At 48.0% G+C, this 17,583-nt stretch carries 14 protein-coding genes; 8 read left to right on the top strand and 6 right to left on the bottom strand.

Annotated features, from left to right (window positions below; translation table 11 throughout):
• Window positions 1-44: 44 nt before the first annotated feature.
• From HF638_RS11565 to HF638_RS11550, 4 genes are all read right to left on the bottom strand, one after another.
• A complete protein-coding gene (locus HF638_RS11565) occupies window positions 45-995 on the bottom strand; it encodes an iron-hydroxamate ABC transporter substrate-binding protein (RefSeq protein ID WP_169480324.1) in 951 nt (316 codons plus the stop codon).
• Window positions 996-1,056: 61 nt separating this feature from the next.
• Complete coding sequence (locus HF638_RS11560; protein ID WP_169480323.1) at window positions 1,057-2,073, bottom strand: FecCD family ABC transporter permease; 1,017 nt, start codon at window positions 2,071-2,073, stop codon at window positions 1,057-1,059.
• Window positions 2,074-2,075: 2 nt separating this feature from the next.
• Window positions 2,076-3,047, bottom strand: a complete 972-nt coding sequence (locus HF638_RS11555; RefSeq protein ID WP_248278121.1) for a FecCD family ABC transporter permease — start codon at window positions 3,045-3,047, stop codon at window positions 2,076-2,078.
• Between the two features lie 201 nt (window positions 3,048-3,248).
• A complete protein-coding gene (locus HF638_RS11550; RefSeq protein ID WP_169480321.1) occupies window positions 3,249-4,979 on the bottom strand; it encodes an AraC family transcriptional regulator in 1,731 nt (576 codons plus the stop codon).
• A gap of 490 nt (window positions 4,980-5,469) precedes the next feature.
• Between HF638_RS11550 and HF638_RS11545 the strand changes: the two genes are divergently transcribed.
• Together HF638_RS11545 and HF638_RS11540 are read left to right on the top strand one after the other, a co-directional pair.
• Entirely contained in the window at window positions 5,470-6,471 is a 1,002-nt protein-coding gene (locus HF638_RS11545; RefSeq protein WP_169480320.1) for a Gfo/Idh/MocA family protein, read from the top strand.
• A gap of 21 nt (window positions 6,472-6,492) precedes the next feature.
• Window positions 6,493-7,116 (top strand): pyroglutamyl-peptidase I, encoded by a 624-nt coding sequence (locus HF638_RS11540; RefSeq protein ID WP_169480319.1) that lies wholly within the window; start codon window positions 6,493-6,495, stop codon window positions 7,114-7,116.
• 819 nt (window positions 7,117-7,935) lie between these two features.
• On the opposite strand, the gene HF638_RS11535 is transcribed toward HF638_RS11540, so the two are convergent.
• Together HF638_RS11535 and HF638_RS11530 are read right to left on the bottom strand one after the other, a co-directional pair.
• Window positions 7,936-8,778 (bottom strand): 1,4-dihydroxy-6-naphtoate synthase, encoded by an 843-nt coding sequence (locus tag HF638_RS11535; protein ID WP_169480318.1) that lies wholly within the window; start codon window positions 8,776-8,778, stop codon window positions 7,936-7,938.
• A complete protein-coding gene (locus HF638_RS11530) occupies window positions 8,775-9,680 on the bottom strand; it encodes a futalosine hydrolase (protein ID WP_169480317.1) in 906 nt (301 codons plus the stop codon). The genes HF638_RS11535 and HF638_RS11530 overlap by 4 nt, the downstream gene beginning before the upstream one ends.
• A 1,196-nt stretch (window positions 9,681-10,876) precedes the next feature.
• Between HF638_RS11530 and HF638_RS11525 the strand changes: the two genes are divergently transcribed.
• From HF638_RS11525 to nikR, 6 genes are all read left to right on the top strand, one after another.
• Window positions 10,877-11,266, top strand: a complete 390-nt coding sequence (locus HF638_RS11525; protein WP_169480316.1) for a GntR family transcriptional regulator — start codon at window positions 10,877-10,879, stop codon at window positions 11,264-11,266.
• Window positions 11,259-12,161 carry an ABC transporter ATP-binding protein gene (locus HF638_RS11520; RefSeq protein WP_169480315.1) on the top strand — a complete coding sequence of 301 codons (903 nt, stop codon included), beginning with the start codon at window positions 11,259-11,261 and terminating at the stop codon, window positions 12,159-12,161. The genes HF638_RS11525 and HF638_RS11520 overlap by 8 nt, the downstream gene beginning before the upstream one ends.
• Window positions 12,136-14,163 (top strand): hypothetical protein, encoded by a 2,028-nt coding sequence (locus tag HF638_RS11515; protein WP_169480314.1) that lies wholly within the window; start codon window positions 12,136-12,138, stop codon window positions 14,161-14,163. Before HF638_RS11520 ends, HF638_RS11515 begins: the two co-directional genes overlap by 26 nt.
• Before the next feature lie 515 nt (window positions 14,164-14,678).
• Entirely contained in the window at window positions 14,679-15,782 is a 1,104-nt protein-coding gene (locus HF638_RS11510) for a hypothetical protein (RefSeq protein ID WP_169480313.1), read from the top strand.
• 77 nt (window positions 15,783-15,859) lie between these two features.
• Entirely contained in the window at window positions 15,860-16,888 is a 1,029-nt protein-coding gene (locus tag HF638_RS11505; protein ID WP_169480312.1) for an alpha/beta hydrolase, read from the top strand.
• Window positions 16,889-16,940: 52 nt separating this feature from the next.
• A complete protein-coding gene (gene nikR / locus HF638_RS11500) occupies window positions 16,941-17,477 on the top strand; it encodes a nickel-responsive transcriptional regulator NikR (RefSeq protein ID WP_169480311.1) in 537 nt (178 codons plus the stop codon).
• Window positions 17,478-17,583: the final 106 nt, after the last annotated feature.

Raw genomic sequence — 17,583 nt, 5'->3', positions numbered from 1 at the left:
GTTTTTGGGTATTGTCACACGTTAAGTGTGGAGTGTACGAAAACTTACTTTTTGGAGAACATCTCTTTGGCTTCATCCATGGCCATTTTATTACCGATAGATGAATAATCCAGCCAAGGCTGTGCACCAATTGGGTAGACGTGACCGGCTTTGACTGCTTTCAGGCCTTGCCAGATCGGATTGTTTTGCAGCTCCTTGAACATGGTTTGGGCTTCATCATCCGAATTCACAACCACAAAGATCGCGTCTGCATCATAGTCTGGCAATATTTCACGGGATACCACTTGATAAGGTTTAGTCGAATCGATATCTGTAATGCCTTTGGCAGGAGTCAGACCGAGATCCTCATATAAAATGGGACCCATGGGACGGCGTGTACTGAATACACGCAATTCTTTGGCAGTAACACGGATCGCCATGACAGTACCATCTTCTCCAATCGTGTCATGAACCAGAGATTTTACTTCTTCCGTTTCGCTTGCGTAGTCCTGAATGTATTGCTCAGCTTCCTTCTCGCGATTCACGAGTTTGCCAATGTCTTTCAGATGGTCGCGCCATGTGCCGTCATCCAGATTGAAGACATGTACCGGAGCAATTTTTTCGAATTTGGCAATATCATCACCGGAGAATTCTTCGTCGAGATAGATCACATCCGGTTTCAGGGCAAGCAAAGCTTCCATATCCGGATCTTTTACCGGACCAAGTGGCGTTGTATTTTGAAGACGATCAGCAACATGGGACAGGAAGGCCTTAGCTTCCCCACCGATAACGGAACCAACCGGAGTGATGCCGAGAGACAGCAGATCATTGGTCAGATGGATCGACATGGAGGCAATACGTTGCTCGCCCGAACTTGCGCTGTTGTCCTGATTTTCGGCTGAAGTGTCCGTGGACGAGCCGCCAGAAGCAGATGATGAATTATTGGCCGTTCCACAGGCTGCGAGTATAAGCACCAGACAGATACTCATGACAAGCATAAGATTTTTCTTTAACATGGGTAGTCACATTCTCCTTGAACATCTCTTGGATGTCTTTATTGTTTTTTGAAAAAAAAGATCACTTGCTTCGTACTAAAAGGTACAAAAAGTAAGGTGCACCAATCGCAGCAACCACCACGCCTGCCGGAATGGCATTAGGCTGAAAGATCGTTCGCCCGATGGTATCGGCGGTCACCAGAATAACCATGCCGATGAGTCCGGCAGCAGGGATCAGATGCCGATGCATCGGACCGACAAGCCTGCGCGCCAGATGTGGTGCCGCCAGACCGATAAAGCCGATCCCACCAGCCACTGATACACTGACGGCAGACAAAGCCACGGCACAGAGCAGCAAAATAACACGCTGGGATCGGACAGGCGTCCCGATACTGGTTGCGGCAGCATCTCCAAGATTGAAGGCATCGAGCGTTTTGGATCGACTCCAGATATAAGAGATACATAGCACCACCCAAGGAAGCAACGCTTGCACATGAACCCAATCCCGGCCCCAGACGCTTCCTGCCAGCCAGCGAGCGGCAAAGGAATAGGTGTCTTCATCCAGACGCAGGGATAGATAGAGTGTCAACGCATGGAACCCGGCCGCGACCGCGATTCCAACCAGAATCAGCTTAATGGGCGATACGCCGTTGTGCCGATCATAAGATAGCAGCATGATGATCAGGGCCGCGGCCACACTGCCTGCAAAAGCAAACAACGGAATCAGAAGGGCCAAAGAGCTATCCATTGTAAAGGAGAGACTAACAAACACCATTAGTCCAAACGCTGCCCCGGCATGCAATCCCAGAATGCCTGGGTCCGCCAGTGGATTGCGAGTGATCCCTTGCAGGGCCGCTCCGGCAATACCAAGTCCAGCTCCGGCCAGTACAGTGACCAGAATACGTGGCAGTCGGTAATCAAACAGTACAATCTGATCATCCGGACTGCCATTGCCAAGCAAAGTCTGCAATACAGCCACTGGGGACAGACGGATGGTTCCCGTGTTCAGGCTGATCACAATAACGGCAATGGCGATGCAGAACAGCGTGACGCTGACAATTATTGAACGTTTACCTCGTGAAGGTGCATTGGAATTCATCGCTACAAGGCCCTCCTTTCTTTACGGGCCAGATAGAGGAAGAACGGTACACCGACAAAGGCGACCATAATGCCTACCGCGAGTTCCTCGGGCGGGTTCACAATGCGTGAGCCCAGATCGGCGAGCACTAGCAGTACCGCTCCCAGCAGGGAGGACATTGGAATGATGAGTCGATAATCCACACCCACCATTTTGCGGGAGATATGGGGGATGACCAGTCCGACAAATCCAATCGAGCCTACTGCCGACACGGACACGCCAGCCAGTACAACAACCGCTGCCAGGGCGAGAAACCTCGTCCAACGCAGGTTGATCCCGAGATTAATCGCCACTTCTTCACCAAGGGACATAAGGGATACACGCCGGGCGAGTGGCATGATCAGCACTAGCGTCACGAGCAGCACGGGAAGAATGAGCTTGAGATGCCGCCATTCAATCCCGCCAAAACCACCCGCATACCAGAAGGCCAGATCCTGACTCAGGTCAAAATAAATGGCGACGCCTGTGCTGAGTGAACTTAGCATGGCTGCAACAACGGCCCCGGCAACGGTCAGTCTGATAGAACTCAGACCACCGGGTGCTGCCATTCCAAGCAGGAAGATAAGCAGTGTGCCCAGAACAGCCCCCAGGAATGATAAAAACATGATCCAGCCGTATGGCAGTCCGGGCCAAAAGGCAAAACTCAGTGCCACGACAAAAGTGGCTCCTGCATTGATGCCCAGAATGCCCGTGTCTGCCAGCGGATTACGCGTAATGCCCTGCATTAAAGCTCCTGCAACCGCAAAGGCAGCGCCGATGATCACGGCAGCAAGGACACGAGGCAGCCGCAGCTCATGAATAATCTGGTGTGGCGTCAGAGCCGGATTGTACTGGAAAATGGCAGTCCATACCGTTTCCAGTGTGAGTCCTTTGGCACCTAACGAGATTGCGACAAACATACTTAGCAGCAGTACGGCTATGGCAGACAAAAACATCAGACCAACCGTCACTGCAGATTTTCGTGAATTGGACGGACGATGTGGCAGTCCCGGATGTTGAATACGGGTCACTCCTTTGTTACCAACAACGTATTTCATTGTTATTGATTATCATTATCAATTAGTGATCATTATAAAATCTTAATTCAGGCCCGTACATGGCATAAATTAAGATTTCGGGAATGGACATTTTTTAGATTACAGAAATGAAGGTTTGTTCGTCAACATAGAGAGCGCTTCATCCAGCTGGATGTTAATGGAATATGGAGCATACACAACCCATGAGTTCCAATCGATAAAATGAACCCTTCCGGTTTTTACGGCAGGATGGCTGTTCCACAGTGGATTCGAAGCCATCTCTTTCAACAGTGTTGCCTTTTCATGCACGGAGTTAATCGCCAGTACCAGCACATCCGCCTCCAATCCGTCCCATTCTCCTGGTGTAAAAGGCAGCCAGTTTAATCCGACGCCGGGTGATTTGCCAGCCAGTTCGGTCTGAATCCGCTGAGGAGCGGCCAGTTGCAAGGTACGGTAAAAGACGTGTCCGAAGTTGCGATGACTGTACATCCGTGGACCTTTAGGGGTCAACGTGCCAACGGCAACGGTGATGTCCCCGACGAATTCCTTGATTTTTTTGCGTGCACGCTCTGCCTTGCGTTCATGTCGATCCAGCCAATCTTTCGCTGCCTGGGTGCGATCCACGATGGATGCAATCTTCTGCAGATGACCGAAGATGTCTGTCTGGTTCCAGGGAATGGTGATAATAGGGGCGACATCGCCGATATGCTCCATGGCTTTCGCAGCTGCATTATCCTTGGTCAGAACCAACTCGGGATTCACATCAAGGAAGGCCTGACGACCTTGTTCCCAAGGTTCATAGGCGTGGAAGGGTAGCGTGAGCGATTTGGGCATATGAGGCAGGTGACCCTGGATCTGAGCTGCACATGGCGTGATACCAAGTGTCATGAGGTGGTCCGTGTAAGGATAAGAGAGCGACACGATGTTTCGGTGCACCTGCTTTGAATAGGAAGTTGGCGCATAACCTGCATGGTTTCGGAAACGTCGGCTGAAATAGAATTCGTCACGGTATCCCACTTCGCGGGCCACATCACGGATACGCAGGTCGGAAGTGAGCAGTAATTCTTTGGCCCGGTTCATGCGCAGATGGGTGATGTATTCAATGGGATTCTTCTGCATGCGGCTCTTGAACAGCTGTGAGTAATAGGATGGGTGCATGCCTGCCAGTTCTGCCAGCTTCTCCAGCTTGATCTCGTGCATGTAGTTTTCCCGCATATATTGCAGGGTTGACCGGAGCCACTGTTCGGGTTCATCTTGTCCTGCCACTGTGTCAGTCAGGTCTTCTTGAGGCCAGAGCATGTGTAGCAGGTCCGTGAGGAGGAGCTGTGTTTTCAAGCTGGTGTGCGAACCGTCGTTGTTCAGTTGTGTAAGCTGTGCGGCAATCCGTTGTATGCCATAAAAGGGCCCTTGAATCCAGCCTGTAACAGGTGAGCTGAGTTCTCGTTCATAGATTCGTCTGGATGCCGTTTTCTCCGTAGCCCGAAACAGATCAAAATGAATGATATACAGTTCAATCTCATGGTCTTCATCACCAATCAGTTCAATCGCAGTGCCTGGTGTGCACAGACAAGCTGATTTGCGAACCACGTGGGATTCGGTCCCGTTCATGATCAGTGTGCCTGTGAATCTATGCATATATATGAAGGTATGATGAGCTAACTCAGTTGTGGACCAGCTCCATTTCCCACGGGTTATAATATGTTCTGCCTGACGAAGTTCGATCAGGGTATCATTCAAGAATGCATCCAGGTCTGCTCGGATTGAGGATTCCTTTTCTGTATTGGGACTCGTCTGCTGATGCAACGTGTGTGGATTCATGCCGCTGTGGGCGGTACCGGGGATGGTAGTCATGGTGCTATGCGACCTCCTCTCTTATGAACAGTTTAGGTAATAATTGAATCTGGAACGTACCATATTTTCTCGGACCTGAAGGTCTTTCTTGAACGTCTATTGATGCGTTTCGCATGATGTTATGATTACTGGCTGTCTTGTCAAAAGTGCGTTTGCAGTATAATCAGATGTTTTATGAATAGCACACGAGTATGATCCCGTTATCAGGTGTGATCGATAGTTTAACCAGATTGTCGCTAGTTACAAGTATGCTAAGGGACAAGACCTCCTGGCCCTAGTCTGCTGATAATCTTAGCAAATCTACTGCAGAATTGAAATGTGTACAGATACGTTCGAGTCGCTAATAAGCTGATGAAGCCTGATGAGAGAACATATTCGAAATCGTTTTCTGACGTAAGCGTTTCTTTTTGGTAAAATAAAGGGGATAACATGTTGGCCTGATCTGAATCATGAACCTTTTCAACTCAATTTGCAGTAGGGAGGCTTTAATATGCCAGAAGTAGTGGGACGGGATAAAGTACGCTGGGGCATTATGGGTACGGGATGGATTGCATCCCAGTTCGCAAAGGATTTGGGGTATGCGGGGAACGCGGAGAAAGCAGCGGTAGGTTCACGCACAGCGGGAAGCGCAGAGAAGTTTGCAGCTGAATATGGTTTTGCACGCGCTTACGGCTCGTATGATGAAATGTTGCAAGACCCTGAGGTAGATATTATCTATGTGGCAACACCTCATCCTTTACATAAGGAGAATGTAATGGCTTGTCTTGAGGCAGGCAAAGCGGTTCTCTGTGAAAAGCCGTTCACCATGAATGCGCGTCAGTTGGAGCAGCTGGTGGAGACTGCGCGGGAGCGCAAGCTTTTCCTGATGGAGGGCATGTGGACACGCTTCTTGCCACCCATTGAACAAGCCAGAGCATGGATTGCAGAAGGACGGATCGGTGAAGTTCGTTTGGTCCAGGCAGACTTTGGATTCCGTATCGGCTGGGAGCCGCAAGGACGTTTGCTTAACCCGGATCTGGGTGGGGGAGCTTTGCTGGATGCAGGGGTGTACCCGATCTCATTCGCATCGATGATCTTTGGCGAACAACCCCAGCATGTATGGAGTACGGCCAATATTGGTGAGACGGGCGTGGACGAGCAGTTTTCCGTGTTGTTGTCCTATTCCGAGGGGCGTTCTGCATCACTAAGTGCTGCTATTCGTCTGAACCTCAGCAATGAAGCGGTTATATATGGTACGGAAGGCAAGATTCGTCTACCTTTATTCTTGGCGGGCAAAGAAGCCTATCTGCATGTGAATGGTCAGGACGAGCCCGAGAAGTTCACGGATGATCGAACGTGCATTGGTTATGCTTTTGAGGCAGAAGAAGCGGGACGCTGTATCCTGGAAGGCCGCACGGAGAGCAATACCATTAAACTGGACGAATCTCTGGAAATCATGAAGCTGATGGACACGATTCGGGGCCAGTGGGGATTGCGTTACAAATCAGAGTAAACAGACAGGAGTTGGCGTGTGATGGTGAAGATTCTGATATCCGGGTTTGAACCGTTTGGCGGGGATGCGGTTAATCCAACGGGAGCGTTAATGGAAGCTCTTGCGAACGAAGTGATGGAGGGTGCTGAGCTAAAAACAGTACTGTTGCCCGTGCACTTTAATGAATGTGCAGACCTGCTCATCGCAGAGATGGAAGTCTATCGGCCGGATGTTGTCATCGCCTGTGGATTGGCAAAGGGCAGAACGGCCATCACACCGGAGCGGATCGCCGTTAATGTCAAAGACATTCCGCCTGGCTCCTATGCAGATAACCAGGGGCAGCGTCCGATGGACGAGCCGATTGTAGACGGTAGCCCGGACGGTATATTCTCCACCTTGCCCATACGTGCCATGGTGAATGACATGTTCGCAGCAGGCATTCCCTCTGCCGTCTCCAATACAGCCGGCACGTATATATGCAACAACACGATGTACCGGGTACTGGATCACATTCGAGTAGGTCAGCTCCCGATTCGTGCCGGATTTGTACATTTTCCAGCCTCAACAGAGATGGCTGTGTTGCAGCCTTCCGTCCCTTCGCTACCTATTCCCATGATGCTGGATGCGCTGCGGATAATGATCCGCACGGTTGTAGCTGAATCGTAGGGGAAGGTTGCGATTGTTCGGCTGCGGTTGCAGCAGAACGTAGGTGACGGTTGGATTCGTAAACCGAAGTTGTGAGAGGGCGAGCAGTGGATTGGAATGGGTTACAGTAGGGTTCAGGATGACGTGGAGTATAAATATGAAGTTGAATATAGAGTGAAAAAAAGAGCTGTCCCATCGTCATAAGTCTGACGTTAGGGGACAGCTCTTTCTATTTCGTGTGCCATGTGTCATGGGTAGTGTAGTCCAACATGGGTTAGTGAGGTCACTAGTTTGCAGCGGAGTATCTTGATGCAAGTATTTCGCCTAGTTAAAAATTAGACTCTAAAACCGCAAACCGCAAACCGCAAACCGCAAACCGCAAACCGCAAACTCGGTAAGGTTCATACAAACTTTACTGGAAAGTAGAGATTCAGCGAAATAGGTGCGATGGGTTTAAAGGTCATACTTCGTTTCGTGACCATCCTGAGTATGACCTTTATTGACTCTAAGTATATCCAAGCTCTTTAAAAAACAAGACGCTAGGACGCCACTATCACCCTGGCTAGCTAAGAAGTTTGTATCCACGAATGAACCCTATGCAGGACTCTAAAGAATCGAGCACACGCTATTCGCCGAGAATCCGCACATACCAATTTCTAACGAATCGTAGGATCGTTATTGTGTGGAATGAAGCGAGTTTGTCGGTGATATGAACGAGATTTAGCCGAATACGGTGTCTGAGATTCTTTAGAATTCTCATACCACGTTATTCGGCTAAATAAGATGTGCTGTGTTCTTTAGATATAGAGCGAAGTGAAACTAACTCAAATTAAATCAAAGCTAGATTCGCAACAGATCAAGGTCGAACTCAGGAACGAGTCCTTCTTTCATGGCACGACCAAGCAGTGCAGTGATTGCACCGTAACCATCATCACCCAGGTTGGCGCTGAACTCGTTAACGTACAGGCCGATATGTTGTGCAGCTACGTCAGGGTCCATTTCCTGGGCATGTTCCATAACGTATGCTCTCGACTCATCTGGATGCGCCCATGCATATTCAACCGATGCTCGTGCCCATCCGGCGAGGGCGTGAGCATCCATGTCGCGATGTGCGATGATCGCTCCAAGCGGAATCGGAAGGCCTGTATCACTTTCCCACCAGTTACCGAGATCTGTCATCAGTTTGAGATCGTAGTTCTGGTACGTGAAGCGTGCTTCATGGATCACAAGTCCGGCATCGATTTTGCCGTCACGAACAGCAGGCATGATCTGGTCGAATGGCATGACGACAATCTCACCTACACCGCCAGGAACATTTTGCGCTGCCCACAGACGGAACAACATATATGCTGTCGAGCGCTCGCTTGGTACAGCGACCCGTCGTCCAGACAGATATGCTGGATCGGTCGTGCCGTTTGCGGTCAGAACCAAAGGACCACATCCTCTGCCAAGTGCGCCTCCAGCAGGAAGCAGAGCATAGTCAGATAACACGTATGGCAGTGCTGCATAAGATATTTTCATCACTTCAGGTGTGTCGGGTCCATCCGGATTTGCTGCCAGACCATTGGTAATATCAATATCCGCATAACGGACATCCAGCTCAGGTGCACCCGGGATCAAACCGTGCACCCACGCGTGAAAGATAAATGTATCATTTGGACAAGGGGAAAATGCAATTTTCATGATGTAATAACCTCCCGTAAAATGGAACTTGCAGCCTGGAGCGCATCGAGGGCATCCTTGATGCGCCAAGCGTCGCGGTCGCGTGGACCGACCGCGTTGGATATGGCCCGCAGTTCGAGTGCTGGCACGCCGAACTGCTGGGCAGCTGTTGCCACGCCGAAGCCTTCCATGCCTTCGGCGGCGGCATCCGGCACGCGGCGCAATAGCTCCGCGGCCGTCTCCGCTGTTCCGGTCGCCGTTGACACGGTGACCGCAGTGCCTCCGCTGACAGCGAGCCCGGCCCGCTGCAGCTCATGGCGCAGGCGAGCGGCAAGCTCCGCGTCCGCCGCCACAATGGACGAGCCGAATCCAAGCTCGTCCACACGAAGGAAGCCGTCTGGCGTCTGCGAGCCCAGATCGGCAGCAACCATGGCGTCGGCGACCACGAGGGAGCCGACGTCTGCCCGGCCGGGGAACCCGCCGCCGATGCCGGCACTGATCACCAGCATGTAGGCTGGTGAAGATCCGGCCCCGGCAAGGGGCCCCGGCCTTGAAGATGTGGCAGATGTCTGTGTCACATCGGATTCGCTTGGCGCGGTGGAACCCTGCGCCAACGCCCTAGTGCTTGCAGCCGCTACGGCATATGCCAATGTAGCGGCTGTTCCTGCTGCGGCCGAGGCTGGGCCAACGCCCGCTGCGATGACGTCAAATCGTTCCGCGCCCGTGTCTCCCAAACCACGGAGGACCGCATCTTTTTCTGCATCAACCGCGGTTACAATTAACACACGTTGTGATGAATTTGCTTGTACCGGACTAGTGTCTGAAAATGTTGTTGCCTCGCTTAATTCTCCCTGTTGGTCACTAGTCTCGAATGAGGCGTTCTCTTTATTATTCTGATCTTTATCCTGTCTATGTTCATTCATCTCGGATTCTCCTTATGAGGTATTAGAAGTGTAACATATGCCTCCATAGTATCTTTCTTACAGCAAGCTTCTAGTTACACTTCTTAGGGTTACTACTTACTTCTATATTTTCGTGTAAATGTATAGTTCAGCTTATATAAATGGAATTCGGGCATATATTTGTCCACTAGAAAAGGACATTTATCTTAATTTTGTCTTTCAAAGAGTGGACACTTTTTCTAAAAAGATACTATATCCATCCAGGAATATGAAACACTACATATAGATGTTTTCAGATATAAAATTAAAAATGATCTATATGTAGAATATCAATTCCGAAGTGCTTTCTCATGTCCGTGTCCACCCTTTGAAAGACATATCTACAATATGTATGCTCAGTGCGGACAGCACGAGTTGGCTCTCCAAACGAACAGATAAACGATTGAAAAGGCCGGAGTCTGCCCGACCCATTCAACGCGAATGATATACAGACCTTCGGATTTTTAGACCAACAAGCCAAATGAATAACGGGCCCATTCTACACTCGACCACTGCATAGTAGCTCATTTGTGCAAACCCGAATTTAAGCAAATACACAGTTTTGCTAACACTTATAAGCTACCTGCTAAACAGCCACTACTGTGCAAACAATAGGTCTACAACACAACAAACGCATAACAGACCTAACAATCAATCAGGTTAAACGCGCACAAAAAGTAACAAAGATAAAGTGATTATTGAACAATATTTCATCTCCATCATAACGGAAGGGTAAAGACCTGAACAACCTTTGCATGTAATTCTGTCAAAAGCGGTAAAGCAAAGGTTTCGGGTAGCCGCATCACTTCAAGTAGCCACATCTAGTCACATCGCTTCAGATAGCCGGTTTGCCTCACTTCATGTGAATGCCACCCTGATTCGAGCCCCATCATAAGCCGGAATGAACCTGTCCCCAAAAGTGATATATGTCAAATGTACCATATGTTCTATCTTTCTTAACGTACTCCGAATAAAACAAGAAGTCAAAGTAAACGGTTGACAATCCGATTTAACTGTATTAATAATAGTAGTACAGTTAATACACCTAAGAATTGAATACGTTCAGCTGCACAGCTCAGGTAACGCCTGTTTTACACCCAGATAACTACACATGCACCTTAGATACAGTCATTTCAACCGATAGGTTATTTCACACATTTACAGAAAGGAGGTGCGGGATGTTCGAATTAGATGTACGCAGCCGTAAGGCGATCTACGAGCAACTAGTGGACAAAGTCAAAGAAATGATCGTATACGGTATTCTAAAGCCCGACGAGCAGCTTCCTTCCGTTCGTGCGTTATCCACGCAGCTGACCGTGAATCCAAATACGATTCAGAAAGCGTATCGTGAGCTTGAACGTGAAGGTTACATTTATTCTTTGCAGGGAAAAGGAAGCTTCGTATCATCGTCAGTGGAACATCCGAATGAAGCCATGAGAGATGAGATCAGAGAGTCTCTGGTGAAGTTGATTGCAGAAGCTTCGTATTCCGGTTTGACCAAAGCGGATATGACGCTTTTGTTTGAGGAAGCGATGGCCCGTATAGAGAAGGAGGCGCCTCATGATTGAGCTGAATCAAGTCGTCAAAGCGTTTGAACAGGAGAAGGCAGTGGATGGCGTAACGATGCACATACATAAGGGGTCGATCTATGGTTTGCTCGGTTCCAACGGGGCAGGCAAGACATCGCTGCTCAAAATGATGGCTGGTATTTACCGTCAGGACAGCGGGACTGTTCGTATCGAAGATAATGAGATTTATGAAAATATGGATCTCAAAGGCCGCACAATTTTTATGGCCGATTCACCCTACTTTTTCCCGCAATCTTCAATAACTCAGATGGCTGCATTTTATCGTTCGGTATATCCGCGCTGGAATGAGGAACGGTTCATGCAACTGGCTACCGTGTTCAAACTGGATGTAAAACGCAAGCTGCATCGCATGTCCAAAGGCATGCGCCGTCAGGCAGCCGTATGGCTGGGACTTAGCTGTATGCCTGAAGTACTGCTGATGGATGAGCCGATTGACGGCCTCGACCCGGTCATGCGTCAGCAGATCAAAAACTTGCTGTTCCAGGAAGCAGCTGAGCGTCAGGTGACTATTGTCATCTCGTCCCACAATTTACGTGAGATCGAAGATCTGTGTGACCATGTGGCGATTATGCACAAAGGCCGAATTATTGTAGAGAAAGATCTCGATGATCTGAAGGCGGATACGCATAAAATCCAGGTCGCTTTCCGTCACCCGGACCATGCCAAAGCCATGGATGAGCAGATTGATATTTTGCATGAAGAGAAACGGGGAAGCGTATCCCTGTACATTGTCAAAGGCAACAGACAACAGGTAACCGATCAATTCCGTATACATGATCCGTATCTGCTGGATGTACTGCCTTTGACGCTCGAGGAAATCTTTATTTACGAAATGGAGGACGCAGGGTATGATATTCAACCGATTGTTCTGTAACCGGGGCATCCTGATCCAAAATTTCAGACAGCATGGATGGATAGGCATTTTATATCTCATCACATTGTTGTTCTCACTTCCGCTATATATCGCTACCGAGTACAGGGACGTGCCACAACAGATTACAAGTTTGTTTCAGGCCAATGGTGAAGTGCAGATTTTGTTCGCCATCACACTCCCCGTATCTGCTGGAATCTTTCTATTCCGTTACATGCAATCAGGTGCGTCTTCAGATCTATTCCACAGTTTGCCGTTACGTCGTAAACATCTATTAACGGTAAATCTATTGACCGGATATGCCATGATTTTGCTTCCGATCTGGATTACAACTGCAATTACCGGCTGGGTATGGGCAGTACTGGATCAACCTGCTTTTCTGTTCGATGGCAGTACGATCTGGATGTGGGGCTTGAGCATGAGCATCTACTCGCTATTTATGTTCATGCTTACTGTGGCGGTTGGCATGTGCATTGGGCAATCTGTGTTACAGGGGCTTACCGTATACGCGCTCCTCTTGTTACCTGTGGTCGTGTGGTTCATTATGTCACTTCATCTCCAGCATTATTTGCTTGGATATCCGTACGATGAATTGGGACGTAATTCGGAAGAAATGTCGCTTGTCCTGCGTATAGGTTCCATCAGTATGGTTCCAGTAATCCGTCAGGAATTAATTATCTATTCGATATTTGCAATTCTGTTTATTCCTCTGACTTATGTGCTCTACGAGAGAAGACAGGTTGAATCTGCTACGCAAGCAGTCACGTTTACTCTTGTGAAACCTATATTCCGATTTGGTTTAATGTTTACGCTAGTTCTGATTGGCGGAGCTTACTTCACGATTATTGCTCCAAGAGGATCAGCCGGATGGGGAATCTTCGGATATGTTCTTGGTGGCATTGTGGGTTATATCGTTGCCGAGATGATTATTCGCAAAACATGGCTGATCTGGAGCAGTAGACTTCTGCCCAAGCTGATTTTGTATGGTGTCGTCGCTGGTTTGATATTGTACGTACCTATTGCCGGCTGGAATGGATACGCTGCGCGAGTGCCTGAACTGAACAAGGTGCACAGCATTAAGCTTGGTGGTGAGAGTTATACCTACAGTAACGGTGTCACTCAGAAAAAGGACGATGCTCACCTCTATTCTAATGATCCGGAATACATGGGGGCAGTTATCGCTCTTCATCAAAAAATCGTGGATTCCGATCTTCCTTTACTGAATGATCCAATCAATCCAAGTATGCGTGATGATGAGTATGTATTTATTAATTACAAGCTGGATAACGGCAAGGTGATGAAACGCAAATACTATATTCCAGAAGCCGAATTCCATCAGGAATTAATGGCTCTGAAACAGTCCCATGATTACAAAAGAGTAGCCTTTGAAACGTATAAGCTGGAAGAGGATGCATTAAGTTTTGGCATTCGCGCTGCCACTAGTTCATACCGAAAGGTGTATATTAGCAATCCGGAGCAAGTCCGTGAATTCAAGGAACTCTTGAAACAGGACATTTTGGATCAGACCTATGAAGAACAACGCTCCCCGTGGCAGTCGTTTGCCTACGTGGAGATGAATCAGGACTCGTCTTCGAAAGATCCATTTCAACCAAAAGAGATGTGGAATTTCGAGATCAAACCTAGCTATGATCGGGTATTGGCATGGCTGAAGGAGCACAAATTATACGATCAGTTGCTTGTTCAGGCAGACGGGATTGTCTCCGCACAGTTTGTAAAGCAGGAGATCAACAGTCCGGGTTCGCTTCAGTGGGCGACTCCGCAACCAGAATATATCGATGGGAGTCTAAGCATCAAGAAGCAGGTCGCGACTCAAAACAAAGAAATTATTAGTGATTTGCTCAAGCGTCAACGGTCTGGTTATCTAACAGAGAGAGATACCATCTATCAGATTAAGTTGAATGTAACTCGTGGCGAGAACATCTACATGATGCTGAAAGAAGAGGACCTGACCGAGGAAATGAAAGCTATTTTGGTCAATGAATAAGCTGAGCTGTATCAGTTGTAACTAAAAGCGGGAAGGGTTCTCCCGTTGATCGAAGGGTTGATATTAGACCAGTCAAACTATATAAATTGAACTAAACATTTACACAAAACGGAGAGGATAGAAAGGACCTGAAGAAGCGGAGCGTTCGCCTACAAGCTTTCTGCAAGAAAGCTACATCGGAAGCATACGCTATCCCCGGATTTCCCCTTTATAAAAGGAATCAAAAAAATCTGGGGATAACAGCGATCGGAAGGTTGTTCTGTCATCGGAGTGTGTAGTGTAAATATTCTTTAGTTCAATTTATATAGACGCGACTTGACCAGGAACAATGAATGGAATATATTAGAAAAAGGAAAGGTTCGAGCGACTCGTTCAATCGAATCTCATATGGAACGGCTTATGAGGGAAGCACCCGTAAGAGCAGGCTAATGCCTGACTTGCGGGTGCTTTTTTGTCGTTCGCTGATTTCGTTGGCTATTCTGCTAAATATTTTAGAAGAAAGGGTGTAGGAGTACATGCAAACAGAAGCATGGAAGGAAACGATAAGTGAACAGGAGGCAATGGAATGTTGTTCCCTATTGGAACGATCAAGCTCACATAACTTCACAGATCATCATGGCTTGATTAAAGGAGAGAAGGGGCGACAGCATCTCGAAGATTTAGCTTTAGAGGACATAGATCCAATGGAGACAAGAGTAAGTGCATCTCATGTTCTGACAGGAGATAGCGGTAGTCACGTAATACGTCAAAGTAAAGGCAAACCTGGTAAATTGCCATCGTTGGCTCATCTTATTTTCAGATCACGCCTACTTATAGGGCTTGTAATTCTGTTCAGCGCAGGCACGATCTATTTTGCTTCTTCAGTCGAGGCTGCGGGTATAGATCTCGGCGTAACCGCGCAAAAAGCGTGGGATACCGTTCTGAACAAAGCCGATGCACAGAACAAGTTGACCCTGCAACGAGCATACGAGAAAGTGGGGAACTGGAAGACACAAGAGCAGGCTTGGGAACAAAAAATAAAGACACTTCATGCCACCAATACCGCGGAATTGGAACGATTGCGTGTAGAAATAAGACAAACCGATGACGCGAAGATCGCAGCTTTAGCTGAAAAGGTAAAGCAAACCCAAGCCCGATATGAACCGCTCTTCACCCTGTACAGTTCAGTCAATCGACAGCTGGATGCAGCCAAAGCTATCAAAAATAAGGAATGGAGTGCAGCGATTCGTACGCAGGCCGACACATTAAGACCTGTTGTACAGCTTGCCAGAGAAGACATTCGGATCAAGAAAAAGGAGCTTGCCGAAGCACGTAAACGGAAGACTGCTGAAGTAAAACGTTTGCGCGTTATGCTGACGGGGGCCGATCCGGTGAAGAAACAGATTCAAACGGCGAAAAAACAGGTTAGCCTGGCGAAAGAACGATATTCAAACGCACTGCAACAGTTCAAACAGAGTACAAAGCAAGGCCAAACATCACGTGTACTTAGCTCATTGAACGTATTGGCTTCTGCAACAGAGAAGTGGGCAGGCTCAAAACAAAATATCCATACACTGGAGCAAAAAGTATCCACTACGTACGTCAAAGTCAGACAGGAACTCGCCAAGCGACCCAAATAAGAGGAAACCCGTTTCGCTCAGCAACGTACACCACTTTAGATGTAAAGACGTTTCTATGATGATGGAGCGAGGTGAAGTTGTTGCAGTCCAAGTTGGAAACGAAACGGGCAGGGAGAAGAGGTTTTAAACGTAAAAGGTACTGGATTCCCATTGCATTACTTATTTTGATTACAGGTTTTGTTGGGATTGGTGCTCAATTAACACCGAAAATCACGATTTTTTTACTGAAATCAGGCTTTGAACTTGCCAGCGCAGACAAGAACAGTAACGAAGTTGTTATCTCCGAAGGAGTAACTCGTGTTGTGGATGTACCCTATGCGGACGAAGGGCGTAATGACAGTACACTGGATATCTATTATCCTTCCGTAACATCGGAACTTTCGCCTGTCGTGTTATGGGTTCATGGCGGTGGATGGGTCTTGGGTGATAAAGAGGATATCACTGATTATGCCGTTCAATTAGCCAAGCAGGGTTACGTTGTGGTCAGTATGAATTATGCGCTCGCACCGGATACGAAATATCCCATTCCCGTGATCCAGACGAATCAGGCTTTGACTTACGTGAAGAACCATGTCAGTGAGTATCAGGGTGACCCGGAAAACATATTTCTCGCAGGCAATTCGGCAGGTGCCCAGATTGCAAGTCAGACCGCGGCCGTGGTTACCAATCCATCTCTGGCCAAACTGATGAATATAACGCCAACCATTGAACCGGAAGAGTTACGTGGGGTCCTTCTATTCTGTGGACCATACAATCTGAGCACGGTAGCGGAAACGGGATTTCCGCTCATACGGACATTTCTCTGGTCATATACCGGAGTCAAAACATTTGAAGAATACCCACGTCTGGATGAAATGTCGACCGTGTTTCAGGCCACAGCAAAGTATCCGCCTGCATTTATTACCTCAGGCAATGATGACCCGTTGACTAGTCAATCGATTGAACTGGCACAAGTCTTGAAGCGACTTGATGTCGATGCCGAAACCTTGTTTTTCTCGAACTCATCAGAGAAGTTGGGACATGATTATCAATTTGATCTGGAGAGTGAAGCTGGACAACAGGCGATGCATTCGGCAATACGCTTTTTGCAACAGTATATTCGATGAGCAGACAAGTCTGTGGTACACTCGAAGCAAATGAGGGCGCAGGAGGAGAAGCATGGCAGACAAAGAAGATTTGACTCGGTTCGGGGTGGCGTTTCCTACACCTTTGATTGAGCAGTTTGACCAGTATATTGATGAACAGGGGTACAAAAACCGATCTGAGGCCTTCCGTGATCTTGTTCGCAAAACATTACTGCAACCCTCTGCACTGCAATCCGATCAGGATGTGGCTGGTACCATTGTTATGGTCTATGATCACCATATTAGTGATCTCCCCATTCGCCTGATGGAGCTGCAGCATGAGGCGCATCGTGACATCATTTCCAATATGCACGTACACTTGAACCATGACCAATGCCTAGAGGTAATTGCCGTACGGGGTAACCTGGGACGATTGCGTCATCTGCATCAACAGATCCAGGTGCAAAAAGGGGTATTGTATGCGGAGCTGTCTGTGACTTATGTAGATGAGCTCAACAAACTGGCCCATGCTCAGAGTAGCGGTCAGGATGGCAATCCGGATCAAAGTCCAGATCATAATCACAGTGCGGGGCAGCATGGTCACAGTCATCATCATCGCTCTGAGGATTAAGACGAAATGTGAGTGTAATTTCTATAAAAATGTAGCGAACCTGAAAAACAGACCATTGGTTAGATACCAATCGTCTGTTTTTTTGTCGTTTGTTATAATACCTAAC

It is taken from the genome of Paenibacillus sp. SZ31 (assembly GCF_012912005.1).
In the GTDB taxonomy this organism is placed as follows: domain Bacteria; phylum Bacillota; class Bacilli; order Paenibacillales; family Paenibacillaceae; genus Paenibacillus.
This window is presented reverse-complemented; position numbering and strand designations above follow the sequence as displayed.